The sequence below is a fragment of the Paraburkholderia xenovorans LB400 genome (genome assembly GCF_000013645.1).
Classification (GTDB): domain Bacteria; phylum Pseudomonadota; class Gammaproteobacteria; order Burkholderiales; family Burkholderiaceae; genus Paraburkholderia; species Paraburkholderia xenovorans.
Genome location: NC_007952.1, coordinates 922677 through 947178, shown reverse-complemented (window position 1 = coordinate 947178; position 24502 = coordinate 922677). Strand labels below are relative to the sequence as shown.

23 protein-coding genes are annotated in these 24502 nt (G+C 64.5%); 8 read left to right on the top strand and 15 right to left on the bottom strand.

Translation table 11 applies throughout. From position 1 onward, the window contains the following. Positions 1–23: 23 nt before the first annotated feature. On the bottom strand, positions 24–2477 hold the full coding sequence (locus BXE_RS26180; protein WP_011491144.1) for a glycogen/starch/alpha-glucan phosphorylase: 2454 nt from the start codon (positions 2475–2477) through the stop codon (positions 24–26). A 1086-nt stretch (positions 2478–3563) separates the two neighbouring features. On the opposite strand from BXE_RS26180, the gene BXE_RS26175 reads away from it, so the two are divergent. Both BXE_RS26175 and BXE_RS26170 read left to right on the top strand, forming a co-directional pair. Beyond that, positions 3564–5921 carry an enterotoxin A family protein gene (locus BXE_RS26175; protein WP_233518973.1) on the top strand — a complete coding sequence of 786 codons (2358 nt, stop codon included), beginning with the start codon at positions 3564–3566 and terminating at the stop codon, positions 5919–5921. A gap of 271 nt (positions 5922–6192) precedes the next feature. Next, positions 6193–7560: an MFS transporter gene (locus BXE_RS26170; RefSeq protein ID WP_011491142.1), complete on the top strand. Its 1368-nt coding sequence runs from the start codon at positions 6193–6195 to the stop codon at positions 7558–7560. 103 nt (positions 7561–7663) lie between these two features. On the opposite strand, the gene ltaE is transcribed toward BXE_RS26170, so the two are convergent. From ltaE to BXE_RS26155, 3 genes are all read right to left on the bottom strand, one after another. Further along, on the bottom strand, positions 7664–8671 hold the full coding sequence (ltaE, locus tag BXE_RS26165) for a low-specificity L-threonine aldolase (protein ID WP_011491141.1): 1008 nt from the start codon (positions 8669–8671) through the stop codon (positions 7664–7666). 150 nt (positions 8672–8821) lie between these two features. Then, on the bottom strand, positions 8822–9592 hold the full coding sequence (locus tag BXE_RS26160; protein ID WP_011491140.1) for a peptidoglycan DD-metalloendopeptidase family protein: 771 nt from the start codon (positions 9590–9592) through the stop codon (positions 8822–8824). 154 nt (positions 9593–9746) lie between these two features. Next, positions 9747–10058: a cupin domain-containing protein gene (locus BXE_RS26155; RefSeq protein ID WP_040124929.1), complete on the bottom strand. Its 312-nt coding sequence runs from the start codon at positions 10056–10058 to the stop codon at positions 9747–9749. 249 nt (positions 10059–10307) lie between these two features. Here BXE_RS26155 and BXE_RS26150 point away from each other — a divergent pair, with 249 nt between their 5' ends. Both BXE_RS26150 and BXE_RS26145 read left to right on the top strand, forming a co-directional pair. Then, entirely contained in the window at positions 10308–10628 is a 321-nt protein-coding gene (locus BXE_RS26150; protein WP_011491138.1) for a hypothetical protein, read from the top strand. Between the two features lie 165 nt (positions 10629–10793). Next, positions 10794–11552: a DUF2968 domain-containing protein gene (locus BXE_RS26145; protein WP_011491137.1), complete on the top strand. Its 759-nt coding sequence runs from the start codon at positions 10794–10796 to the stop codon at positions 11550–11552. Between the two features lie 189 nt (positions 11553–11741). On the opposite strand, the gene BXE_RS26140 is transcribed toward BXE_RS26145, so the two are convergent. From BXE_RS26140 to BXE_RS26110, 7 genes are all read right to left on the bottom strand, one after another. Beyond that, positions 11742–12059: a DUF4148 domain-containing protein gene (locus BXE_RS26140; RefSeq protein WP_011491136.1), complete on the bottom strand. Its 318-nt coding sequence runs from the start codon at positions 12057–12059 to the stop codon at positions 11742–11744. A gap of 266 nt (positions 12060–12325) precedes the next feature. Next, the gene (gndA, locus tag BXE_RS26135; protein ID WP_011491135.1) at positions 12326–13735 is read right to left on the bottom strand and encodes an NADP-dependent phosphogluconate dehydrogenase; all 1410 of its coding nucleotides are present in this window, start codon (positions 13733–13735) and stop codon (positions 12326–12328) included. Between the two features lie 148 nt (positions 13736–13883). Then, positions 13884–14516 (bottom strand): DUF938 domain-containing protein, encoded by a 633-nt coding sequence (locus tag BXE_RS26130; protein WP_011491134.1) that lies wholly within the window; start codon positions 14514–14516, stop codon positions 13884–13886. Positions 14517–14530: 14 nt separating this feature from the next. Next, complete coding sequence (locus tag BXE_RS26125) at positions 14531–15136, bottom strand: pyridoxamine 5'-phosphate oxidase family protein (RefSeq protein WP_011491133.1); 606 nt, start codon at positions 15134–15136, stop codon at positions 14531–14533. A gap of 41 nt (positions 15137–15177) precedes the next feature. Then, positions 15178–16047 (bottom strand): NAD-dependent protein deacetylase, encoded by an 870-nt coding sequence (locus BXE_RS26120; protein ID WP_040123950.1) that lies wholly within the window; start codon positions 16045–16047, stop codon positions 15178–15180. A 52-nt stretch (positions 16048–16099) separates the two neighbouring features. Then, a complete protein-coding gene (locus BXE_RS26115) occupies positions 16100–16384 on the bottom strand; it encodes an oxidoreductase-like domain-containing protein (RefSeq protein ID WP_040124931.1) in 285 nt (94 codons plus the stop codon). Between the two features lie 65 nt (positions 16385–16449). Beyond that, on the bottom strand, positions 16450–17214 hold the full coding sequence (locus tag BXE_RS26110) for an SDR family oxidoreductase (protein WP_011491131.1): 765 nt from the start codon (positions 17212–17214) through the stop codon (positions 16450–16452). Between the two features lie 533 nt (positions 17215–17747). Here BXE_RS26110 and BXE_RS26105 point away from each other — a divergent pair. Further along, complete coding sequence (locus BXE_RS26105) at positions 17748–18614, top strand: polysaccharide deacetylase family protein (protein WP_011491130.1); 867 nt, start codon at positions 17748–17750, stop codon at positions 18612–18614. Between the two features lie 99 nt (positions 18615–18713). On the opposite strand, the gene BXE_RS26100 is transcribed toward BXE_RS26105, so the two are convergent. Next, positions 18714–20126, bottom strand: coding sequence for a DUF2252 domain-containing protein (locus BXE_RS26100; protein ID WP_011491129.1), 1413 nt, complete (start codon positions 20124–20126; stop codon positions 18714–18716). A gap of 90 nt (positions 20127–20216) precedes the next feature. Next, positions 20217–21230 carry a hypothetical protein gene (locus BXE_RS26095; protein ID WP_011491128.1) on the bottom strand — a complete coding sequence of 338 codons (1014 nt, stop codon included), beginning with the start codon at positions 21228–21230 and terminating at the stop codon, positions 20217–20219. A 553-nt stretch (positions 21231–21783) separates the two neighbouring features. Between BXE_RS26095 and BXE_RS48230 the strand changes: the two genes are divergently transcribed. The 3 genes from BXE_RS48230 (at position 21784) to BXE_RS26085 (ending at position 23220) form a co-directional block, all read left to right on the top strand. Next, positions 21784–22242: a flagellar motor protein MotB gene (locus BXE_RS48230; protein WP_407668631.1), complete on the top strand. Its 459-nt coding sequence runs from the start codon at positions 21784–21786 to the stop codon at positions 22240–22242. After that, positions 22155–22766, top strand: a complete 612-nt coding sequence (locus BXE_RS26090; RefSeq protein ID WP_407668630.1) for a Pr6Pr family membrane protein — start codon at positions 22155–22157, stop codon at positions 22764–22766. The genes BXE_RS48230 and BXE_RS26090 overlap by 88 nt, the downstream gene beginning before the upstream one ends. 166 nt (positions 22767–22932) lie before the next feature. Then, a complete protein-coding gene (locus tag BXE_RS26085) occupies positions 22933–23220 on the top strand; it encodes a CsbD family protein (protein WP_011491125.1) in 288 nt (95 codons plus the stop codon). Positions 23221–23275: 55 nt separating this feature from the next. Here the strand turns inward: BXE_RS26085 and BXE_RS26080 are convergent, their stop codons facing one another. After that, on the bottom strand, positions 23276–24088 hold the full coding sequence (locus BXE_RS26080; RefSeq protein ID WP_011491124.1) for an exodeoxyribonuclease III: 813 nt from the start codon (positions 24086–24088) through the stop codon (positions 23276–23278). A 24-nt stretch (positions 24089–24112) separates the two neighbouring features. Further along, complete coding sequence (locus tag BXE_RS26075) at positions 24113–24331, bottom strand: hypothetical protein (protein ID WP_011491123.1); 219 nt, start codon at positions 24329–24331, stop codon at positions 24113–24115. Positions 24332–24502 lie beyond the last annotated feature (171 nt).

The window sequence follows — 24502 nt, the reverse complement described above, 5'->3', positions numbered from 1 at the left end:
GCCCGAACGAGGCGATCCGCCCGCTATTCGATATTGAGCGGACTCACATGCCAGATGTTGCGGGCATATTCGCCGATGGTGCGGTCCGACGAAAACTGCCCCATGCCCGCCACGTTCTCGATCGCGCTTTCGGTCCACGCGCGCTTGTCGACGAAGCGCGCGTCCACCTCGTCCTGCGCCTTCGCGAACGCGGCGAAATCGGCCAGCACCATGTAGTGATCGCCCCAGTCCACCAGCGTATGGAAAATATCCGCGAAGCGCAGCGGATCGTCCGGCGAGAAGAAGCCCGAGCGGATCTGATCGAGCGCCATGCGCAGTTCCGGATTCTCTTCGTAGATCTGCCGCGGCCGGTAGCCGGTGGCACGCAGGCGGTCCACTTCGTCCGCCGTGTAGCCGAAAATGAACATGTTCTCACGCCCCACCGCGTCGCAGATTTCGATGTTGGCGCCGTCCATCGTGCCGATCGTCAACGCGCCGTTGAGCGCGAGCTTCATGTTGCCGGTGCCGGAGGCTTCCGTGCCGGCCATCGAGATCTGCTCCGACAGATCCGCGGCCGGAATGATCAGCTCCGCCACGCTCACGCCGTAGTTCGGCACGAACACCACTTTCATGCGGTCGCCGATCAGCGGATCGTGATTGACCTTCTGGCTCACGTCGCCGATCAGCTTGATGATGCTTTTGGCCATCCGGTAAGCGGACGCGGCCTTGCCGGCGAACAGCACCACGCGAGGCACCCAGTCACGCTCGGGGTTCGCGCGAATCTGGTTGTAGCGCACGATCACATGCAGCACGTTGAGCAACTGCCGCTTGTATTCGTGAATGCGCTTGACCTGCAGATCGAACAACGCATCCGGATCGAAATGCAGCTTGGTGTGATGCGCGAGGCGGTGCACGAGCCTTAGTTTGTTCTGCCGTTTCGCTTCACGGAAAGCATCGATAAAGCCGCTGTCGTTACGCAGTTCGCGCAACTGCTCCAGCTCGAACAGATTGGTGCGCCAGTGCCTGCCGATCTTCTGGTCGATCAGCGACGACAGCGACGGGCTCGCCTGGGCGAGCCAGCGGCGCGGCGTGATGCCGTTGGTGACATTGGTGAAGCGGTCTGGATAGATACGCGCGAAGTCGGCAAAGATATCGCGGGTCATCAGTTGCGAATGCAACTTCGAGACGCCGTTCACCTTCTGGCTCGCCACGATCGCCAGATACGCCATCCGCACGCGCCGCTGCCCATATTCGTCGACGAGCGAAATACGGCGGATCATCTCGCCGTCATGATCCGACTGCTCGCTGACGTGCTTGAGAAACTGCGCGTTGATCTCGAAGATGATCTCGAGATGCCGCGGCAACAGGCGCGCAAGCATCTCGACGTCCCACGTTTCGAGCGCTTCGGGCATCAACGTGTGGTTGGTGTACGAGAAGATCTGCGTGACATGGTTCCACGCCTTGTCCCATTGCAGACGGTGCACATCCACCAACAAACGCATCAGTTCGGGAATCGCCAGCACGGGGTGCGTATCGTTCAGATGCACCGCCACTTTTTCGGAGAAGCGCCCGAACGTGCTGTGCGTGCGCTGATAGCGGCGAATCAGATCCTGCATGGTCGCCGAAACGAAAAAGTATTCCTGACGCAGACGCAGTTCGCGGCCGGCCGGTGTCGAGTCGTCCGGATACAGCAAACGCGACACGTTCTCCGACATGTTCTTCGTGTCGACCGCGTTGCGGTAGTCGCCGCGATTGAACGCGCCCAGATCGAGCTCTTCGGTCGCACGCGCCGACCACAGGCGCAAGGTGTTGGTCGCGTCCGTGTCGTAGCCGGGAATGACCGTGTCGTACGCGGTGGCGTTCACATGCTCGGTGTCGATCCATTCGACATGGTCGCCGCGCTGCACCGTGCGGCCGCCGAAATGAACCATGTACGTGACTTCCGGCCGCGGAAATTCCCACGGATTGCCCGCGCGCAACCAGTAGTCCGGCGCTTCGACCTGCTCGCCGTTGACGATCTGCTGACGGAACATCCCATACTCGTAACGGATGCCGTAGCCGAAGCCCGGAATGCCGAGCGTCGCCATCGAATCGAGAAAACAGGCCGCGAGCCGGCCGAGGCCGCCGTTGCCGAGCGCGGCGTCCGGCTCGATATCGGTCAACATCTGCATGTCGACGCCCAGACTCGCGAGCGCCTCCTTCATCTGGTCGTGGATGCCGAGCGCCAGCAAGGCGTTCGTAAAGGTCCGGCCGATCAGGAATTCCATCGACAGGTAGTAGACGCGCTTCACGTCCTGTTCGTATTGCAGGCGCGTGGTCTTCATCCAGCGCGCGACCAGCCGGTCGCGCACGGCGAGCGCCGCGGCGTGCAGCCAGTCGTGCGGATGCGCGGTGACGGCGTCTTTGCCGACGCCGTACATCATGCGGTTGGAAATTGAGCGCCGTAGCGCGTCGACGGTACTGTTGAGCTGGTCGAATTCCAGATCGACGGCTGTCATCGAAGCCTCCGGGGAAATGAGCAACGCGGCATGCGCGAACCGCACAGATGACGGACGGGAGGCGCGTGCCGGTCAGGCGGGTTAAGAAACAGAGTAGGACATTTTACGACCACCGGAGACCGGCGAGCGCGAGCGCTTCTCACGCACATGCCATGCCCGCCGGGATGCGGCGGCGCGCCGTTGCTCCGCACACGAGAGGTGCAAGCCGCGTCCACATGGCACTGCGCGCGTGCAGCGGCTGCGCAAAAAAAGACCAGGGATTGCGAATCGCGTGATGCGCATTGGATGGGACACGACACTATTATTTTTTAGCGGCGTGACGTGCGGATGAATGACGCGATGGGCTCGACGCGTGGTCAAATCAGGGTGCCTCGTCTGCCGGGCGGTTGTCGAGCAAGGGCGTGCGGTACGTGGGCGCGGGTCAGCTTGTGGACGTGGCGCTCGCTCGACCGTTAGTTGCATTAGTCGACATGTCCTGACCTACCCGATCACTACCTGCCGCTCGGTTCGGGCTGGTTTCATGGTCACAGTCGCCCGCTCCGCTCAAGGGCGACACAACCCCGTGAGAAACCAGCGAGAGGTGCAGCGATGACGATTTCCGCAGCAGGTAACCGCCCCACGAATTTCATCGATACAGATCCGGATGCGACGCGAGGCGGCGAGCTAACGGATCGACAAACGCGAGCCCTGTCATTTGGCGCAGCGCGAACCGGAGAGGACGAGCAGGAGGACCCGACGCGAATTCAAGGCGTGACGTCCCGGACGCAAAACGCAAGCACGCTCGCGCATCGGGCCCGCCCCGCATCCGGCTTTGCGAGCACCCTTTTCAGAACGCGCGGGACCGCCCGGACCACGCACCCGCCCGGCGCGGCACCATTGCGGCCTGACGTCGCCCGAAGGGAAGCGTCGGCGCGCAGTGTCTGGCCGGGCGCAGACGCCGCGGCCAACCGGGCGGCAGCGTCTCTGGTTGCGAGCGGCGGGCCCGCCGAGGCCCGGTTCAAGCGACAGACGCCTCCCGTTCACGATTCGTTTGAGGACACTCAACAGGCTTACGCGGGTTCCGCGGCAGGACAGAACGGCCTGAATGTGGAGATCCTCGATTCGGCGGCCACGCAGCCGGATGTACTGGATGACCAGTGCGCGGGTCTGGCCTGGCTGGCCATGCACAAGATCTTCGAGGGCAGATCGCTCGACTTGATGGGAGCGACCGACGCTGTTTACCGGCGGCTTCTCGCCCCTTCAACGCGGTCGTCGACGCTCGACGAAATTCGCCGCCTGCAAACGGCGTACGAAAACGTGCCGCCCAGTGATTTGCCAGGTTACGAAATGCGCCTGGGTCGCGATAAATTGACCACTGCCGGTGCTCTCGTCAACGATTTGCGACGTCACTTTTCTGCCTCGCTCCCGTCGCAAGACGGGTTGGGCACGGCGCAGGATACGTTCACGGACGTGACCTTGAGCTTTGGGGAAGGGAGTCACCATGCGATCCTCATCCAGCGCGTCAACCGGTCGGCAGACTACCGGAACGATGAATACCAGCTTTACGACGCAAGTCACGGCGCGTTCAGATATCAGGGCTTCGATTCGCTCGGCACCGCCATCAATGCGCTCTACGAGCGGGGTTACAGGAGTTTCGGCGGCGTGACGGAGACCTGGACGACCTACTACGCAGACCCGCTCACCTGGCGCGCCTATACCGGCCTCGCGCCGGACGCCTATCGCGAGATGATGCAGAACGCCGCGCTTCACGCTTTCGGCAACGAGCGGACCCCCGTGCTCGCGCCAACGGATCCCGGCCAGTTGCCGCCGCCCCCGGATTTCGACCAGCCCGGCCCGTCGGGCTGGGACGGCGGAGCGCGGACCGAATTCAGGCGATCCACCGGCGAGGACCACCCCGATCATCCATTCGCGCTCTTCCGGCCGTCGCAGACGAGTCCCGCTCGGCTCAAGGAGCAACAGGGCTTTTCGGTCGAAGACACCCCGCTTCGCAATACCAGTCTCGACCTGCACGACTCCATCGTGGCGGGCAACCCGGCGGCCACCGATGGCGGCGGCTACGTCGGCACCTTCACCGGGCGGGCCGAGGCGCAGGCACGTATCGATGCGACGGCTGCGAAGAAGGGCTACGTCTATTACGTTGCTCCGTCGCCCAACATGGTCGATGTGCGGGGCAGTCTTGGCAGCGAGCACGCGCGTGCCCCACGCGACGGCGAAGTGGCCGCGATGGGCCATATCGACTACACGCAGGTCCGCGGCTGGCAGAAGTACGAGAACGGCAAGCTGGCGCCGTATGTCGCCAACCCGGACTATCGCTGGGATGTCTATGACGCGACCCGCACTGCCGGTGCGCAACCGCAACTGGCGCATTTCTCGCCGGACAACCCGGCATGGGCGGACGCCGGACATCGTCCGTTCGTCACCCCGTTCCAGCAGGACGGCAAAACACTCTACCGGCCGAACGAGCATCCCGCGCTGGTGCAGGCGAGGTTCTACCAGCACGCGAATGCCGACATACAGCAAAGAGTGAAAGACCAGGCGAATCGTCTCGACTATCGGGGCCCCGTGACCATCGAAACGGAGTGGGCCAATAGCGGAGCCGGCAATCCGGCGCGGCTGAACTTCACCGCGGGCTATCCCTCTATCGACCGCTCGCCCGCCAACGGCAGAGGCGACCGCTTCCGCATGGGCGACGACGGCCGCATCCATCTGGCGAGCGATTACAGCAAGGTGCTGCGCATCGGCGGTGACGGGAATGCGTACATCGGCTCGAATCCCGGCGCCGGCAGCCTCAACGGCGTGTTTTTCCATGATCCGGAGACCGGTGCCATGATTCACGTCGAGGACCGCAAGCTGCTTACGGAAGGTGTCCTGGCCTATACGCCCTACGTCGCGCCGCCCCAGGGGCGCTCCGGACTGACGGCGCGGCAAAGCTGGACGTTCAGCGATTCGTCGGGAAACAAGGTACAGCCTCCAGTTCCTCCCGCCACGTTCAGTAACTCCACGGCGGGCAGTCCCGACCAGCTTTACCGGTTCTACCAGAATCCGGACAGCGCGTTGCCGGACGGCGCGTCGCATTTCGTCACCAGCGTGCCGGGCGTGACGCCGCATCAGGGCGCCGGTTTCCTGTTTTATCCGGATCACATTGCGCAGGGCGATGCCGCCGCCGCGCGCCAATGGCTTGCGGCCCACAACGCCGCGTGGCTGTTCAAGGATGGCTTCTACGCAGTGGCGAGCGGCCCCGCCGCGCTGGAAGTGCGCACGCTAGGCGGCACGCCCGTATGGCGCGCGCAGATCGACCCGGCGACAGCTCATGAAAGCTATCTGATGCTGCAAAACGGCATCACGACGAATTACGACACGCCAGCTCGAACGTGGCAGCTTGTGCTGGACAACGAGAAGCGGGACGACTCGCTGCGCCGGCACACGGGTCAGAACTACATGTGACCTGCCTGCGAGTGCCCGCGGTCGATAGCGGGAAATTCCGGCACGCTCAGCACGATTTCCGCGTCTCTGTAACAATTGCTACATTCACCGCGCGCCCGCCTGAAAGCCTCGAAAGCTTGGCTCAGGCCACGCGCGCCTCGTGCCACGCAATCCTGCCGCTCGCGCGCCGCGCTCCTCTCGAGCGGCGCACCGGCATGCTTAACCGACGAGCCACGCCTTGTCCGACAAACCCAGCGCCACCGCCACCCAGCCCTTCCCCGCGGACGCCCCGATGTCCGCCGCCAACCGCCGCGCGTTGGCCGCGATCATGCTCGCCGTCGCGCTCGCCACGCTCGATACCGCCATCGCCAATACGGCGCTGCCCGCCATTGCCGCGGACCTGCATGCGGCGCCCGCGGCGTCGGTGTGGATCATCAACGCTTACCAGCTGGCGATGGTCGCGACCCTGCTGCCGCTCGCCGCGCTCGGCGATATCGTCGGGCATCGGCGGATCTATATCAGCGGCATCGCGCTCTTCACGCTGGCGTCGCTGGCGTGTTCGCTGGCGTCGACGCTGCCGCTGCTCGCCGCCGCACGCGTCATGCAAGGCCTCGGCGCGAGCGCGATCATGAGCGTGAACACCGCGCTGATCCGCTATCTGTATCCGCCCCACCGGCTCGGACGCGGCCTCGGCATGAACGCGCTGGTCGTCGGCGTGTCGTTCGCGGTCGGGCCGACGGTGGCCTCGCTGATCCTGTCCGTCGCCGCATGGCCGTGGCTGTTCGCGGTCAACGTGCCGCTCGGCCTGCTGGCGCTGGGTTTCGCATGGCCGGCGTTGCCGCACACCGAGCGCGGCAAGCACAACTTCGATCCGGTCGCGGCGCTTCTGAACGTCATCACCTTCGCGGCGCTGATCTTCGCGCTCGGCGAGGCGGCCCAGCGTGCCTCGGCGCAACTCGTGCTGAGCGCGGCGGCGATCACGGTGGTGTTCGGACTGCTGCTGATTCGCCGCGAAGCCGGCCACCCGGCGCCGATGCTGCCCGTCGACCTGTTCAAACGGCCGGTGTTCGCCCTGTCGGCGGTGACGGCCGTGTGCTCGTTCGCCGCGCAGGGGCTGGCGTTCGTCTCACTGCCGTTTTATTTCGAGGATGTGCTGCATCGCAGTCAGGTCGAAACCGGGTTTCTGATGACGCCGTGGCCGGTGGTGGTCGCGCTGGCGGCGCCGCTCGCGGGCAGTCTGTCCGACCGCTATCCGCCGGGCCTGCTCGGCGCGATCGGGCTCGCGGTGCTGTCGGCAGGCATGGCCTCGCTGGCGCTGTTGCCGGTTCACCCGCACGTTCTCGACATCGGCATTCGCATGGCGGTTTGCGGTGCGGGCTTCGGCTTCTTCCAGTCGCCGAATCTGAAAGCACTGATGGCGAGCGCGCCGCCGGAGCGCAGCGGCGGCGCGAGCGGCATCGTCGCGACCGCGCGGCTGCTTGGGCAGACCACCGGCGCGGCGCTGGTCGCATTGAGCTTCGGCATTGCCGGCCGGCATGGGCCGACGCTGGCGCTCGGCACCGGCGCCTTCTTTGCCGGCGCGGCCAGCCTGGCGAGCGGGCTGCGCTTGCTGGCGCCGTCGCATCGGTCGGGCGGGCATGCGAAAGCATCGGTGAAGTAAAAAAAAGCGGGCGCGCAGGGGTGACTGTGCGTCCGCTTTTTGGTTGTGCTGATTCCTGCGGCTTCAGGCTAACCGCCTGAGCGCGCGCGGCCGCGCCAACCACTCAGCGTGCCGCGAAATACGCCTTCACCGCGGCGATAAACGTATCGATATCCGCACGCGACACGTCCTTATGCGTCACGAATCGCGACGCATACAGCATCTGCGTGAGAATGCCGCGCTCCTTGAGCCACGCTTCGAGCGGCGCGCAATGCTGCTGCGGAAACTGCGCGAACACCATGTTGGTGGCGACCGACTGCACCTTGACGTGCTCGATACTTTCCAGACCCGCTGCCAGATGCGCGGCGTGCGCGTGGTCGTCGGCGAGACGCTCGACGTTGTGATCCAGCGCGTACAGGCAAGCCGCCGCCAGGATGCCCGCCTGCCGCATGCCGCCGCCCAGCACCTTGCGCCAGCGGTGCGCCACGTCGATCAGCGCCTGGCTGCCCACCAGCACCGAGCCGACCGGCGCGCCCAGTCCCTTCGAAAAACAGATCGAGATCGAGTCGAACGGCTCGCACAATGCCGCGACCGGCTTGCCCGAGGCGACCGCCGCGTTGTAGACGCGCGCGCCGTCGAGGTGAACCGACAGGCCGCGCTGACGCGCCAGATGCACCGCCTCGTCCACATAAGCGGCCGGCAGCACCTTGCCGCCGATGGTGTTTTCCAGCGCCAGCAGCCGCGTGCGCGCGAAGTGGTCGTCGATGGGCTTGATCGCGGCAGCGATCTTCTCGAGCGGGATCGAACCGTCCGCGGCATTCTCGAGCGGCTGCGGCTGAATGCTGCCGAGCACTGCCGCGCCGCCGCCTTCGTACTTGTACGTGTGCGCGAGCTGGCCGACGATATATTCGTCGCCGCGCGCGCAGTGCGCCATCAAGGCGGCGAGATTGCTTTGCGTGCCGCTCGGAAAGAACAGGCCCGCCGCCTTGCCGGCGCGCTCGGCAACCGTGGCCTGCAGACGCAGCACGGTGGGGTCGTCGCCCCACACGTCGTCGCCCACTTCGGCGGCCGACATGGCCGCGAGCATGGCCGGAGTCGGACGGGTTACGGTATCGCTGCGCAAATCGATCATTGTGTGTCCCTGTGCGTCCATGAATGACAGCCTGCGGCGGCCGGTCGCCGCACCGCTGCGCCGCTATCGACGCGGCGAACCTGCCGCAGGCAGTTTAGCCACCCAGTATATTCAATTCGCGCAGCGCTGAAATCGCGCTAAAAAGAAGCCTCACCCACCCGACTTCGGCAGCCACGCGAGCGGATCGACCGGCTGGCCGTTCTGACGGACCTCGAACTGGATCGACGCCACGCCGCGGCTGTCCATCCCCACCTCGCCGATGGTCTGCCCTTGCGCGACCGCATCGCCCTCCTTCACCAGCAGCGTGCTGTTCTGCCCGTACGCGGTTATCAGCGAGTCGTCGTGTTTGATGATGATGAGCGGACCGTATGCCTCGATACCCGAGCCCGCATAGACCACGCGGCCGGTGGCGGCAGCCTTGACCGGATCGCCCGGCCGGCCGCCGATCACGATGCCGTTCGACTTGCCAGGCGCGAAGGCTTTCAGTACCGGCCCACGAAGCGGCCATTGCAGCACGCCTTGCTGCGGTCCCGCGGACGCCGTCGGCGCGCCGGGCGCCACAGGAGAACCATTCGGCCCGACGGCGACCGGCGGCGTCACCACGCTGCCCGAGGCCATTGGCGGAGACACCCGCAACACTTGCCCCGGATTGACCGCGGCGTTGACCGCGAGGCCGTTCCACGCGGCGATTTCCTGAGGCTTGCGGCCGTAGGCCGATGCAATGCCGCCGATCGTGTCACCCGGATTGACCCGGTAGAAACCGGCAGGCACAGGAACCGTGCCGAGCGTGGTCGGCCGGGACGGCGTACTGCTGTAAAACGGCGTGCTCTCCCACGGCATGGTCGTGCAGCCGCTGAACATCGCGCCGAGCGCGACCGCCGTCAGCCACCGGGTCCCCGTCAATTGCCATGCTCTTGTCATGTGATTTCCTCGACTCTTCGTTCAATCAATCGGATTCAATCGATGCCCAAGCATTTGCCGTGCCGCCCGTCCTGAAGGCGCGGCAGCCGTTATCCATTATGCCGCCCGGCGCGGCGACAGCCACGCCGGTATGGCAGCGGCCTTGCGCCAACCTTCAGACGCTGCCTGCCGACTCCACCACCAGAATGCGCGCCGCGCCGAGCGGATGAGCCACATGTTCGGTACCCACCGCAGCGTAAAACACGTCCCCCGTTTCCAGAACGGCCGACTGTTCGACACCGTCTTCGCGATAACGCATCTCGACGCGGCCATCGAGCACGGCAAACACTTCCTCGCCATCGTTGACATGCCACTTATAGGGCTGATCGGTCCAGTGCAGGCGCGTCGTAATGCCGCCCATGTTGGCGATATCGAGCGCGCCCCAGGCGCGCGTCGCGGTGAAATCCTTGCTGCGAATGATCTTCATGGACACCAGGCAGTTGAGGAGAGACAGCGCCGCCAGGCACGGCGCGCCGGACATGGCGAACCGCTCGGCTAGGCGCGAGCCACGTACCGGCTGGCCTCATTATAGGTGTGGCGGCTCGCCGGCTCGCCGCTGTCGGGCCGCGCCGCCGATTCGTGTGATTATTGAATCATTCGAGCCCTGGCCTATACTCAGTTTTGCTGCCGCGGCGCGCCGTAAGCAAAACGTCTGAATTGTGCGAGGGAGTTGAGGATGAACAAAGCCACTTTTCTGGCCGTGCAACTCAACGTAGACGACATCGCGGCGTCGCCCGGTCTGGTCGAACTCCTGAACACACACCTGGTTTTCGCCGCCGACGTGGCCGAAGCCGCCGACGCGCTGGTGCAACTGGCCAGCGTCGCGGGATTGTCGAGCGGCGTCGAAGCCAGCGTCGAGATCCCTGCCGTGGCGATCGAGCGGCTGCGCGAGGCGCTCGACAATCTGAGCGGCTACGACGAATCCTGGCTGCTGGCGCTCGAACCCAGCCGCGCGTTGTTCGATGAAATTGGCCGCCGGCATCGTTCGCTGCATTAGACGTTCGTTCCCGATTACACCCGCATTGCCGCGCACCCCGGCGTCCCTTCACCGGCGCCGCCGGTCCGCCACGTTTCACTCACCGCCTGGCCTGCCACGCTAACCGGCATGCTTCACTGTCGGCGCCGTTCGCAGATTTCGGGCGACTCAACCCGGAGGACCGCCGTGAAAAGTCTCCTGAACCGCCGCAGCGTGCTGGCAGGCCCATCGCATCTCGTGCAGGATGCGCGAGCAAGCGCCTGCGCTCCTTCATCGCCCGACGACAACGAGGAGGCAGCGCTGGCCGCGGCAGCCGGGGCCGCTCCTGGAGACTGCGCGGCGCCCGCTTCGTCGCCGGGACCGGCCCGACCGGTGACGACCTTGCGGCCGGTGCCCGTGGTGCCGTCGCAGGTCAGCGTGCGCGGCGTGCAGGTCGCCGACACGGCCGAGGTCGAGTGGCTCGCCGAAGAAGAAGCGCTGACGCCGTTTCGCGTGTTCCGCAGCTTTGCGTATTCGGTCAGCCTGCTGTTTCACGCGAAGGAACTGGCGTACTACGTCGCCCTGTATCAGGACGGCTCGCTATGGCGCGCGCTCAAAGCCGCCGATCTCGAAGCCGCCGAGGCCGCCTTTCACCATTTCGAAGAACAGGCGACGCGGCTCTCGGACGGCGAAACGCGCCGCGCGCAACTGGAGGCGCAGAACGAACAGCTCGCGCGGATGATCGCCCGCTCAGAGGCACAGGCGGAGCGGCTGCGCAGCGAACTGCAAAGGCGCGGCACGCAGGAGCAGACGGTAGCGAGCCGGCAGCATCAGGTGCGCAAGGACGTGTCGCAACTGGAAGCGCAACGCGTGGCCGCGCAGGCGCATCTGAACAAGACGCATCGGCAGATTCACCAGCTCAATCTGACAAGCAACGAGGCGATTCCGCATTTGCCGAGCCGTTGAATGCCGGCGGCCAAAAGCATGCGCCGCTGTTCTCCGCTATTCGCAGCAACAAATAGATAGAAAGCGGCACATGCGAGCCGCCGTGCCGTGCGGTAAACGACAAACGCCGTCCGGCAATCCGGACGGCGTTTCCATTTACGCGCAGCCTGTTACCCAGCCAGGCGGCGATTCCATCAGTTTCGGCGTGAATCAGTTGCCGAAGTAGACCGAGTTACGGTCGGTGCTGCTCACCGGGCGGCCGGCTTGCGAAGTGCCGACGGCGGGTGCGCCGTAGCCGCTGTTCACAGCCTGGGCGGTGCCGTTTTGAGCATCGACACGTGCCTGAGCGGCCTGAATGTTAGCCGGGTAATCGAAATGATCGCCCACCGGGTTGTAGCCGGCCTTCTCCAGCTGGACCAATTCCGCGCGGACTTGAGCGCGCGTAACCGGCTGGTTCGATTGAGCAAACGAAGCAACCGGGGCAACCAGAGCGGCGGCAACGACAACTGCAGAGATAAGGGACTTCATGATGTAAACCTCCAGAACTTGTTTTTTAATGCGCTTGGAACTTGGTGTCCCGCAGCGGTTAAGTAGAAGTTTAGGAGGGTCGGCACCTAGGGGAAACCCCTAAAACGACGAAACTCTATTTCGATATTCGCAATAGTAGCCGGCGCGTGGTGCCGGGGCGCTATCTGTCCGATAGCTTTCAGCAATAATTCACTATCTTGAATTCAAGCGCATGCGCCGCCCGGCGTGCCTTGCCGCAAGGACAAGCCGGGCAGCCATTCAAACGCTCAGCTCCAGTTCGCGTGGAAACTGCCCGGCTTGTCGATACGTTCGAACGTATGCGCGCCGAAGAAATCGCGCTGCGCCTGCACCAGGTTCGCCGGCAGGCGTTCCGAACGGTAGGCGTCGAAATACGCGATCGCCGACGCGAAAGCCGGCACCGGCACACCCGCGTTGATCGCCGCGATCACGACTTCGCGCAGAGCCGACTGGTAGTTCTTCGCGATGTCGCGGAAATACGGGTCCAGCAGCAGATTGGCGATCGCCTTGTCTTTCGTATAAGCGTCCGTGATCTTCTGCAGGAAGCGGGCGCGGATGATACAGCCGGCGCGGAAAATCTTCGCGATCGTGCCGTAGTCCAGATCCCACTTGTATTCTTCCGACGCCGCGCGCAGTTGCGCGAAGCCTTGCGCGTACGAAATCACCTTGCTGAAATACAACGCGCGGCGCACCGATTCGATGAAAGCCTCGCGCTCGGCGCCGAGCGGCCTGGCCGCCGGGCCCTCCAGCACCTTGCTCGCGGCCACGCGCTGCGTCTTCAGCGACGACAGCACGCGCGCAAACACGGCTTCGGTAATCAGCGGCAGCGGCGCGCCGAGGTCGAGCGCGTTCTGGCTGGTCCACTTGCCGGTGCCCTTCTGCGCGGCGCGATCGAGAATCACGTCGACCAGATCCTTGCCGGTTTCTTCGTCTTTCTTGCTGAAAATCTTCGAGGTGATTTCGATCAGATAGCTGTCGAGCTCGCCCTGATTCCACTCCGTGTAGACCTTGCCGAGTTCCTCGTTCGAGAGTCCAACCACCTGCTTAAGCACCGCGTAGCTTTCCGCGATCAGCTGCATGTCGCCGTATTCGATGCCGTTGTGCACCATCTTCACGAAGTGGCCCGCGCCGTCCGGTCCCATGTAGGCGACGCACGGCTCGCCGTCCGGCGCCTTCGCGGCGATTTCGGTGAGGATCGGAGCGACGAGGTCGTAGGCGTCGCGCTGGCCGCCCGGCATGATCGACGGGCCTTTCAGCGCGCCTTCCTCGCCGCCCGACACGCCCGTGCCGATGAAATGCAGGCCGGATTTAGCCAGATCCTGATTGCGCCGGATGGTGTCGGTGAAATGCGTGTTGCCGCCGTCGATCAGAATGTCGCCCTTGTCCAGCAGCGGTTTCAACTGGTTGATCGTGGCGTCGGTGCCCTCGCCCGCCTTGACCATCAGCAGAATGCGGCGCGGTTTTTCCAGCGACTCCACGAATTCTTCCAGCGTGAAGGCCGGCACCAGCTTCCTGTCCGGATATTCGGCGATGAGTTCGTCGGTTTTCTCGCGGCTACGGTTGAACACCGACACCGCATGGCCGCGGCTCTCGATGTTGAGCGCCAGATTGCGGCCCATGACCGCCAGCCCCACCACGCCGATTGCCTGTTTGCTCATGTGAATTCTCCAGAGTCCAAAAAATGTCGTGACGCCGCGCCGGAAGGAACATCAGCGGGACGTCGAGGGTGAAAGAATAAAAGAAATGCCGACTTGCCGCTGAGCGGCAGCCGGCCGGCAGCGCGCCATACGCTGTGTCGAACGTTTGTCAGACCCGCGCCGCGTCCGTGCGTTTCCGGAACACCAGACTGAAATTGTTGGCCGGCATGGCGAGCGGCCCGTCGCACACGAGTCCGACCGAAGCGCCCAAGGCCACCACGGTTTCCATATCGCGCACGCCCCATGCCGGATCGCGGCTGCGCAACTGCTGATCGAAAGCATCGTTGCTCGGCGACGTATGCGCGCCGCCGCGTTTGTAAGGACCGTACAGATACAGCACACCGCCGTCGACGAGACGGCGGCTCGCCCCCGCGAACAGCGCCTGCGTCGCGCTCCACGGCGAGATGTGAATCATGTTGATGCACACCACGGCGTCGAGCGTGTCCACGCCCCAGTCCGGCTGATGCACGTCGAGCGCGAGCGGCGCGCGCACGTTCGCTAGCCCCTCGTGCGCGATCCACGCGGCGATCGAAGCGCGCGCGGCAGCATCGGCGTCGCTCGGTTGCCAGTCGAGACCGGGCATGGCGCGGGCAAAGCAGACTGCATGCTGGCCCGTGCCGCTCGCAATTTCGAGCACGCGGCCGGTGGCCGGCAGTGCTTCGCGCAGCACGGCGAGAATCGGTTCGCAGTTGCGTTCCGCGGATGGCGAACGCTGCCGCAAGGCCACCTGGGAATTCGTCATGTTGACCTTCGGTTTCAGTACAGGGCCGTGCGCACGCGTTCAGCGAGCTCGCGGTCGTAAGTGGCCGCGTCGAACTGCGTGCCGTTGATGCGCCGGTGAATTTCGCCCGCGCTCGGCAGGCGCGAACGTTCGACGTGATGCGCCGGATCCCACAGTTTCGAGCGCACCAACGCTTTCGAGCAGTGAAAGTAGACGCTGTCCACGTCGATCAGCAGCACGGTGCGCGGCAGTTTACCTTCGACGGCGAAACTGTCCAGCCACTGCGGGTCGTTGGTAACGCGACCGCGGCCGTTCACGCGCAAGCTCTCGCCCACGCCGGGAATGATGAAGAGCAGCGCGAGCCGCGGCTCGGCGATGATATTGCGCAGACTGTCGAGCCGATTGTTGCCGATACGGTCCGGCAGCGCGAGCGTACGTTCGTTGACGATGCGCACAAAACCCGGCGCGTCGCCGCGCGGGGAACAGTCGAGGCCTTCCGGGCCGGCGGTGGCGAGCACGGCGAACGGCGCGACCTCGATGAACGCGCGGTAGTCTTCATTGATATACGGGATCTCTTTACGCACCGCGCGCTCGTGCGGCTGACCGTAGAGGGCTTCGAGCTGGGCGATCGTCGTCAGCATGGGTTGTCCTTTCGAGATGCGTATTTGCCGAAGCAGACGGTTCAATCCAGCGCCAGCAGGCCGGCCAGCGCGGTCAGCGTTTCGGCGCACGGCGCCGCGATTTTCAGCGACAGCAGCGAATCCGCGCGCGTGCGCCCCAGGTTGATCGCGACCACCGGCTTGCCCTGCTTCTGCGCCCACACGCAGAAGCGGAAGCCGGAGTAAACCATCAGCGACGAGCCGACCACCAGCATGGCGTCCGCCGCGTCGAGCGCATGCGAAGCCGCTTCCACGCGCTCCTTCGGCACGCTTTCGCCGAAGAACACCACGGCCGGCTTCAGCAGGCCGCCGCAGTTCGGGCACGCCGGAACGCGAAAGCCGGCAAGATCGTGCCATTCGAGATGCGCGTCGCCATCCGCGGCGGTTTCGGCCGTCACGTTCAGCAGCGCGGGGTTGTCCGCTTCGAGCGTCTGCTGGATCGACGCGCGCGAGTGTTGCATGCCGCAGTCCAGACACGTCACGCCATTGATGCCGCCATGCAGTTCGATCACCTCGCGGCTGCCCGCCCGCTGATGCAAACCGTCGACGTTCTGCGTTACCAGCGTCGGCACGTGGCCGGCCGCTTCGAGCCGGGCGAGCGCGGTGTGTGCGGCATTGGGCTCGGCGTGCGCGACCACCGGCCAGCCGACCATGCTGCGCGCCCAGTAGCGCTGCCGCATGGCGGGCGTGCCGAGAAACTCCTGCAGCGTGATGGGCGGCGAGCGTTTCCATTCGCCGTTGTCGTCGCGATAGCCGGGAATGCCCGAATCGGTGCTGATGCCCGCGCCGGTCAGCACGAAGAGCCGCGGATAACGCTGCACGAAACGATGCAGCTCGTCCAGCGTGTGCGATTCATTGAGAGGTTCGAGAGGCGCGGACTGAAGGTCGGTCATGACGGGGCATGGTGAAGGGCGGCGGCGTTCGAGGCAAAACATGGAGCGCCGTTCAACGGCGCGGGCGCGGCTTGCTATGCTGCGCTGCCGTCATGGGCTGCGCCTGGTGCGCTTGTTGATGGTCTTGCTGGTGTTCTTGCTGGTGTTCTTGCTGGTGCGCCTGCTGCCGTGCTTGCCATGCGGCGAGCGCAACTCGATAACGTTCGAGCGCTTCGTCGTAGCGATCGAAAACACACGGATTGCAGCCGCTATGACAACAATCGTCGAGATCGGGCTGCACGGGCGGCGCCGGCTGCGGGTCGTCCTCAGGTGTGGCTCGGGACACGGCGAATCGCATTCCATCAAAACGGAAAGCGCCCAGTATAAGTTGATCCCGCGCGGCTTGCTGTTCGCGCCGCGCCGTCAACCCCGGCCGATGAACGGCATCTTGCTCGCCATGATCGTCATGAACTGCACGTTCGCCGTGAGCGGCAGTTCGGCCATGTGCAGCACGGCGTCCGCCACGTGCTGAACGTCCATCAGCGGTTCGACCGCGATCTCGCCGTTGGCCTGCGGCACGCCGCGCGCCATGCGCTCGGCCATTTCCGTAGCCGCATTGCCGATGTCGATCTGCCCGCACACGATGTCGTATTTGCGGCCGTCGAGCGAGACGGCTTTGGTGAGGCCGGTAATGGCGTGCTTGGTTGCCGTGTAGGCAATGCTGTGCGGCCGCGGCGCATGCGCCGAGATCGAACCGTTGTTGATGATGCGCCCGCCGCGCGGACTCTGCGTTTTCATCAGACCGAAGGCCGCGCGCGTGCACAGGAATACGCCGGTGAGATTGGTGTCCACCACCGAGCGCCATTCGTCGATATCGAGTTCGTCGATATCGACGGGCGACCCACTGCGGCCCGCGTTGTTGAACAGCACGTCGAGCCGGCCGCGCCGTTCGCGGATCGTGTCGAACAGGGCCGCGACGCTGCCCGCGTCGGTGACGTCGCACGCCACGGCCAGGGCGTCGCCGCCGAGATGCTGCGCTTCCTCGACCACGGCGTCGAGCGGCGCCTGGCGGCGGCCGGCCAGCACGACGCTATAGCCGTGCTCCAGCATCTTCAGCGCGCACGCCCGGCCGATCCCGCTACCCGCGCCCGTTACCAGCGCGACCTTCTTGATTCCCGTTCCCGTCACGACACGTCTCCTCGTTGTGCAGATGGTGCAGACTGGCTGCATGCGAACCAGCGAACCGGACCGGACGGCGCGGCAAGCGCCGCCCGCGAGCTTCCTGAACTTCGGGTCGTCCTTGCGGAACATGTGACCCTGCGCCCGGCGCGTCGGCGCGGTGCAGGTGATCAGGCAGTGGTCCGCCTCTTTGGCTTTAGCACCATACAACAGCGGGTCGTCCATCACAAATGCCACGGCGCGGCCCGTGTTCACGTCGACGAACGATTCCGCGTGGTCTTTCGCGCTGAGCAGGCGCGTGGTCGTGCCGTTCCCGTTGTTCGTTTGCCGCAAGAGGCGCTCTTCGGAAGTGTCCGCTGCGGGCCGAGGTCTGCGAGTCCGTGGCGCCGCCGCACCACGTCTTTCAGCGTGCTTTCATAGGTAACCGTTCCTGCCGGCGGGCGCGTCGCGGTGCGCATCGATGGTATCGTTTGCCGTTGCGCGTCACGCGCGCGATTCAAGACCTTCCCAGGAAGGAGGAAGGAAGACAGGAAGCACGCTTTATGAAAGAACTCTCCACGCCGCCGCACGGCGCCCGCCACGCGCCGCTGTCCCGCTGGCCGCGCACCGGCTATCCCGCGATGCTCACGGCCACCGCCGCATGGCACGTGTTCGTACTGGCCGGATGGCTGTTCGCGCCCGCCGCCTGGCCCTGGTGGTTAGCCGCGATTTTTGCGAATCACGCCATTTTTACGGTGGCCGGCCTGTTGCCGCGTACCTCGCTGCTCGGCCCGAACTGGACGCGCCTGCCCGCTGCCGCGCGTAATGCCGACGCGATCGCGCTGACCATCGACGACGGCCCGGATCCGCTCGTCACGCCGCAAGTGCTCGATCTGCTCGACGCCTTCGGCGTGCGCGCCACCTTCTTCTGCATCGGCGCCAAGGCGCAGCTTTACCCGGACCTTGCGCGCGAGATCGTCGCGCGCGGCCATGCGCTCGAAAACCACTCGCAGGTTCACATGCATACGTTTTCCGTGACGTTGCCGGGCGCGCTCACGCGTGAGATCGACGCCGCGCAACGCACGCTCGAAGCACTGAGCGGCGAGCGGCCCCTGTTCTTCCGCGCGCCGGCCGGCTTGCGCAACATCTTTCTCGAACCGGTATTGCGCAACCTCGACCTGCGGCTCGCGGCATGGACGCGGCGCGGCTACGACACACGCGAGCGCGATCCTGACGTGGTCACGCGGCGCCTGCTCGACGGTCTTGCGCCGCGCGACATTCTCCTGCTGCACGATGGCAACGCAGCGCTCACGGCCGCGGGCACGCCGCTGATCCTCGCGGTCCTGCCGCGCGTGATCGGCGCCGCCCGGCAACGGCATCTGCGTTTCGTGACGTTGCGCGAAGCGCGTGTCGACGGTGTCGACGACTGAGCACGAGCACGCACGTATGCGTGTAAGGCGCGGCGCACGCCGGCTGGCTGCGCGGGTCTCGCCCGCAGCCCAACCCGGCGAGCCACGCGCACGCCGCTGCTACACGCGGAAATCCGCCGCCATGTCTTCGTCCGTGCGCGCTTCCAGTTCACCGCCGCGGCATGCCTTCAGGAACACGTCGTAATCGCGCTCCACCTGGTCCGCGTAGGTCGTCGCATAGCCGGTGAGCGCCTCCGCGAACTGGTCGCCACGGCCGATATACGCGCTCACTTCGATGGCCTGCCCGCTCGCCTTGGCATGCGCGCGCGCCATGATCCAGCCGCACAGGCGCGCGTAACCGTCCAGCAGATCGTTGTCGAATAACTCGATGTTTGCCGACAGCTTCATGTCGCGTAACTGGCGAAAGTAAAAGTGCCGGCCGAGCGGCCCGGTCGCCCAGCCGAGAAAGATGTCGCTCGCCGCCTGCAGCATGCGTTGCCCCTGCACGACGCGTTCGCCCTCGTGCCTGATGGCCGGCGACTTGTGGAACTGCGCGATTACCGAAGGCCGCGCTTCCTTGATTTGCAGGAACAGCGGCTTGCCCATGTGATCGACCATCAGCATCACCAGGCAGCGCGTGCCGACGCTGCCGACGCCCACCACCTTGAACACGAGATCCTGCGCGGTGAAATGGTCCAGCAGTTCGCGCCGGTCGTGCGACAGGGTCTTCATGTACTCGCCCCACATCCGTTCGAGCATCTTGCGCCAGTTCGCGCCGCGGAATGCTTCGGTCTCCTCCGGTGTGAACAGTGTGTTGGCGCCCAATACGTGGAACAGGGCCGGTGGCGCGTCGCGAATCGTCCAGTGGCCGCCGTCATGCTCCGCCATTTTTTCGAGCAGGCTTTCGTGCGTCCGGCTCGCGGCCTTTTCCATGCCCCGCCGCACGGAGCGGCGGCGTTCGGGCGTCAGCGCGGTCTCCGCCATCAACTCGAAGGTAATGCGGTCGTACCAGAGTTCGAGCGCGCCGCACTGCGCGTACTGTGCCATGCGGTCGCGATACTCGGTGACCGCCGTCATTACCAGACTTTCCGCCGTGCCCCGGCTCAGACGCATGTGACGCGCGGCGACGACGAGGCTCGCGGTCAGACGTTTCAGATCCCATTCGAACGGCCCGACTGCCACTTCGTCGAAATCGTTCAGATCGAAAACGAGTTGCCGCTCGGGTGTGGCGAAACCGCCGAAGTTCATCAGATGGCCGTCGCCGCAGATCGGCATGACGAGACCCGTGTCGCTCACCTTGCTGAGATCGTGTGCCTGCAAGATGGCGGTGCCGCGAAAAAACGTGAAAGGCGAGACGGCCATGCGCCCGTAACGCAGCGGCACGAGGTTATGCACCCGGCCCTCGCTGCTTTGCTTGAGCAACTCGATCGGATTGCGATGCAATTCGCCTACCGTTTTATGGCTCGAACGTTTCGAGTGCTCACGGGCGGCACGGCCGCGGGCCTCCCGCTCGGCGATGGTGCTGGCTTTCATGCTGTTCTCCGTTGTTCCGAGTCTTGACCTGCGGTTCGAGAGACTGCTTCTGCTGGCACGACAACACTTGATGCCTGACACCGTGAGCCTTCACCAACGATAGCCCAGACCACCGAAAATCACATCCGAATCACGATCATAGCGGGTCACGACGCGGTTCCATTCGAGCCGCGCGTCCCAGTGCCCGCTCAGGCGATACGAGCCCGCGATCGTCACGAGGCCGGAGAACTTGCCCGCACCCGGCCCGGGCGACTCGCTGTTTTCGTTCTCGTTGATCGCATAGTAGGCGCCGAGGCCGAGCGCGAGCGCGACCTTGTCGTTGAGAAATGCGCGAGTGGCCCACAGCTGGCTGGTGAAACCATCTCGACGCGCCACCTTGCTGCTGCCTTCGTGAAGATAGCCGACCGTTACGTCGAGATACTTCGCGAGGCCGCGCCGGTACTCGATCGCGCCGCCGAACGCGCTCGGCGAACTGGTTGAATTGACGATGGTTTTGCCGAGATACAGCGCTACTTCGTTATTCGTGACCTTGTGCGTGCTGCCGCTTGCCCAGTCACGCGGACCGGGCGAGCCCGGAGCGTCGAGCTGATAACCGACGCCGAACATCATGCTGGTCGCATCCGGCCCGCGCTGCACATGCACGCGATTCAGCTGGAGCTGCGTGATCCAGCGGCTCGACGCGTAGTACGCGGCGCGCACGCTATACACCACGCCCCAGCCGTGAGTGTCGGAATAACTGCCGCCCTGGCCGGCAGTGGTCGTATCGAAGTAACGGTATGGGCCGACGCCCGCCTGCAGAACGAATTGCGGGCTGCCCACCGGAATGCGCCCCCACAGCTGGATCATCTGGCCGTCGCGGTGATGATCGGGAATGTGCCCTTCGTTGAGCCACGTGAAGCTGGCGGCGAAATATTGCCCCAGGCCTTCCTGATAGTTGAAGGCCCATGTATAGGTGTTGGTACTGCCCGCACGCGAGCCGCCGCCGAATAGCGAGAACTCCTGAGCGTGACCGGGCGTTGGGATGAACAGCAGACTGAGGCCCGCAATGCCGGTGGCCGCCGTGGGCACCAGCCAACTCTGGACAGCAGATCTCCGTTTCCGCATGCGGCAATTCCTCCCCGGTTGAGTCGCTAGCGCTGCCGGTGCCGATAGACGACAGGCCGTGACGCGACAAAGCGGCGCGAGAACGGCCGTCGGTACAAATCGATCGTCATGCTACCAGACCGATCGGTAAAAAGGTTAGCCGTGCATTCTGGCGTCAGCGGCATATTGCCCGGGTCTTGCAGCGCAACAGCAAATAAGGATCGCGCTGCTGACATCGCAAGATGCAGACAGATTTACCTGCGTATAGTCAGAAAATCAGGCGATCGGTGAACTTATTTCTCGTTTCAGGCAAGCCAGCACTTCAGCACTTCAGCACTTCAGCACTTCAGCACTTCAGCACCATAAGATGGCGCCGTTTACCGGTACATACAGGAGTTTTGTGACGTACCAGAAAAGCCTTCAGATAAGGGCCGTCTGGATCGAATGTGGCCGCGCAAGATAATCGGAGAGACGCGGTGCGCGCCACCAAGATGCCGAAGTCGGCCTGACGCGGAGCCGCATGATGAGCGAAAAGAACTCGCGCGCGCCGCAGGGGGAACAGGCGCTCGCGCCTGTGATCGTGCGCCGCTCGAAGAAAGGCGAGGATCATGGCGGCCATCACGGCGGCGCATGGAAAATCGCGTACGCCGATTGCGTCACCGCGATGATGGCGTTCTTCCTGTTGATGTGGCTGCTTGGCTCCACCTCCAAGTACGACAAGCAGGGTATCGAAGACTATTTCAACACGCCCCTGTCGAGCCTGATCGGCGGTAACGAAGGCACGGCCGCGGCGCGTCCAAGCGTGGTGCAAGGCGGCGGCCGCGACATCTCCGATACGCGCCCGGCGACGGCAGTGTGTATAGAATCGAACGCATGCGCCCTGTCCTTTCCGAGCCACGGGAGCCCGAGCTTCCGCTGCATACGCCCAGTGTTGCGTCAGTCACATTGGCGGCGATCATCGCCGTCATTGCGTGGATTTCGATCGTCGCGCAAGCAGACGTCACGATCGATCGCACGCTCGCGCGCGGGCTGAGCGTGTTCGACGGGTTTGCTCGCATGAGCAGTTACCTCACGAATCTGACGGTACTCGCCTGCGCAATCTGTTTTACGTGCGTGGCCTTGCGTGCGCAGAGATCGGCGCCGGCAAGGTTTTTCCGGCAACCCACTGTTGTCACCGCCGTGGTTGTCTATATGGTGTTCGTCGGCATCGCCTATAACCTGCTGTTGCGCGGTTTGTGGTCGCCGGCTGCCTTCCGGCTGCTGCTCAACGAATCGCTCCACAGCGTCCTGCCGATGCTGGCCGCCCTCTACTGGGTGCTGTTCGTGCCGCGCTTTCATCTGAAGCTGCGGCATTGCCTGTTGTGGCTGGTATATCCGCTGGCCTATCTCGGGGTGACGTTCTGGCGCGCGAGTCTGTCGGATTTCTATCCCTATCCGTTCATCAATGTCGAGATGCTGGGGCTCAGGCATGTCGTGCTGAATTCGGCATTGCTGTTCGGCGGCTTTCTGATGCTGATGGCCGTGTTCGTGGGGATCAATTCGCGGCGCCGGCGCTGACATCCACTACCGCTTCGCCGGTTCCGCTGTTTGCCGGGCGCGCTTCTTGCGCCCTGTCTGGTGGACGTAAGCCGCGCTTTCCGGGCGGCGTGCGCGAAACCCTGGTGCGGGCGTATTGCGCTGTGCAAGGGCTCACACGTAAATATGACAATGGGAGCAAATTCGTATGGACACCAATTCGGCAGCCAACTCGGCAGAAGGCGCAGTCAAGGAAGTCGCGGGCAAGGTTCAGGGCGCGGTGGGCGACGTGTTGGGCGATACCAGCACGCAATTGGCCGGCAAGGCCAGAGAGCTCAGCGGTAAAGCGCAGCAACTGTGCGCCAGCACCACCAGCCTCGTGCGCGAAACTACGGCGGAAAGCCCATTCACCGCCATTGCAGTGGTCGCGCTGGCGGGTTTCGTGGCCGGCGCGTTGTGGGCGCACGGTGCGTCTGAGCGCGACTATCGCCGTTGATCTTCAACGCGGTTGAGACCGGGCGATCTGCGTGATGCGATCGCCCGGTCTGTTTTCATGCGCCGCTTTTCTTGCGGCGTCCCGCGCCCATCTCCAGTTCGACCCACGTCGGCGCATGATCGCTCGCGTGCGGCTCTCCACGCACCCAGCGGTCCACGCCCGCATCGCGCAAGCGCGGCGCGAGGTCGGCGCTCAGCAGCAGATGGTCGATACGCAAACCGGAATTGGTCTCCCAATGCCGGCGGAAATAGTCCCAGAAGGTGTAGACCCGTTCGTTGCCGAAACGCGTTCGGAGCGCGTCGGTCCAGCCCTGCGCGAGCAGTTGCCGGTAGCGCTCGCGGCTCTCGGGTTGCAGCAACGCGTCCTTCAGCCAGGAGCGCGGGTTGTAGATGTCTTCGTCGGTGGGAACCACGTTGAAGTCGCCCGCCAGCACGACCGGATGACCGCTCCTGTACAGCTTCGCCGCGTGCCTGATCAGATGATCGAACCACGCGAGCTTGTAGTCGAACTTGGGCCCCGGTTGCGGATTGCCGTTCGGCAGATAGAGGCACGCCACCACGATGCCGCCGACAGCGGCTTCGAGATAGCGGCTGTGCGTGTCGTCCTCGAAACCGGGCAGGCCGCGGCGGCTCTCCAGCGGCGCCTCGCCTTTCGACAGGATCGCCACGCCGTTCCATGCGCTCTGACCTTGCCAGATCGCGCCATAGCCGGCGTCACGCAGTTGCTCGACGGGAAAGGCGCTGTCCGCCGCCTTCAATTCCTGCAAACAGACAATGTCGGGCGCCTCGCGTTCGAGCCATTGCAAGAGCGCCGGCAGGCGCGAGCGGATCCCGTTGATATTGAAGGTTGCGATTCGAAGCTTGGCCACGACGTGTCCTCCCTGCAATGCGCTCTATTGCGCCGCCGCGTCGCACCACTCCATTGCCCACGACTTCGCGCATGAAATGGCATCGGCTTCGCTGGCAAAGGCGTCGATGTCGCCGGAATCGTGCGACTGGACGTGTTCGTTCTTGCGCGGCACGCGAGTGATCTTCGCTCTCGCATGGTACAGGCCGTCTTCCGCGTGACGGGCGCGGCAATCGATATGGAAGTGTCGGTAGTCGAACTGCATTCGCTCTCCTTTGAACGCGGTTTACTTCATCTGACCTAGCATCGCTTATACCCGGACCCGCTTGCCCGCAGGCAACGATTCACGCATGCCGGCTCGCGTGCGCGAGCGCCGCTGCGAGCCGCTGCGTGCATTCCGCGCGAGTCGGACTCCATTGCGTACGTTCAGCCGGGT

Bases quoted from the DNA above. Each gene is read 5' to 3' on its own strand.
- BXE_RS26170 (WP_011491142.1), top strand. From the start codon at position 6,193: ATGTCCGCCGCCAACCGCCGCGCGTTGGCCGCGATCATGCTCGCCGTC.
- BXE_RS26095 (WP_011491128.1), bottom strand. From the start codon at position 21,230: ATGCGGAAACGGAGATCTGCTGTCCAGAGTTGGCTGGTGCCCACGGCG.
- BXE_RS26105 (WP_011491130.1), top strand. From the start codon at position 17,748: ATGAAAGAACTCTCCACGCCGCCGCACGGCGCCCGCCACGCGCCGCTG.
- BXE_RS26120 (WP_040123950.1), bottom strand. From the start codon at position 16,047: ATGACCGACCTTCAGTCCGCGCCTCTCGAACCTCTCAATGAATCGCAC.
- BXE_RS26115 (WP_040124931.1), bottom strand. From the start codon at position 16,384: ATGCGATTCGCCGTGTCCCGAGCCACACCTGAGGACGACCCGCAGCCG.
- BXE_RS26160 (WP_011491140.1), bottom strand. From the start codon at position 9,592: ATGACAAGAGCATGGCAATTGACGGGGACCCGGTGGCTGACGGCGGTC.
- BXE_RS26140 (WP_011491136.1), bottom strand. From the start codon at position 12,059: ATGAAGTCCCTTATCTCTGCAGTTGTCGTTGCCGCCGCTCTGGTTGCC.
- BXE_RS26150 (WP_011491138.1), top strand. From the start codon at position 10,308: ATGAACAAAGCCACTTTTCTGGCCGTGCAACTCAACGTAGACGACATC.
- BXE_RS26155 (WP_040124929.1), bottom strand. From the start codon at position 10,058: ATGAAGATCATTCGCAGCAAGGATTTCACCGCGACGCGCGCCTGGGGC.
- BXE_RS26085 (WP_011491125.1), top strand. From the start codon at position 22,933: ATGGACACCAATTCGGCAGCCAACTCGGCAGAAGGCGCAGTCAAGGAA.
- ltaE (WP_011491141.1), bottom strand. From the start codon at position 8,671: ATGATCGATTTGCGCAGCGATACCGTAACCCGTCCGACTCCGGCCATG.
- BXE_RS26130 (WP_011491134.1), bottom strand. From the start codon at position 14,516: ATGACGAATTCCCAGGTGGCCTTGCGGCAGCGTTCGCCATCCGCGGAA.
- BXE_RS26125 (WP_011491133.1), bottom strand. From the start codon at position 15,136: ATGCTGACGACGATCGCCCAGCTCGAAGCCCTCTACGGTCAGCCGCAC.
- BXE_RS26075 (WP_011491123.1), bottom strand. From the start codon at position 24,331: ATGCAGTTCGACTACCGACACTTCCATATCGATTGCCGCGCCCGTCAC.
- BXE_RS26180 (WP_011491144.1), bottom strand. From the start codon at position 2,477: ATGACAGCCGTCGATCTGGAATTCGACCAGCTCAACAGTACCGTCGAC.
- gndA (WP_011491135.1), bottom strand. From the start codon at position 13,735: ATGAGCAAACAGGCAATCGGCGTGGTGGGGCTGGCGGTCATGGGCCGC.
- BXE_RS26100 (WP_011491129.1), bottom strand. From the start codon at position 20,126: ATGAAAGCCAGCACCATCGCCGAGCGGGAGGCCCGCGGCCGTGCCGCC.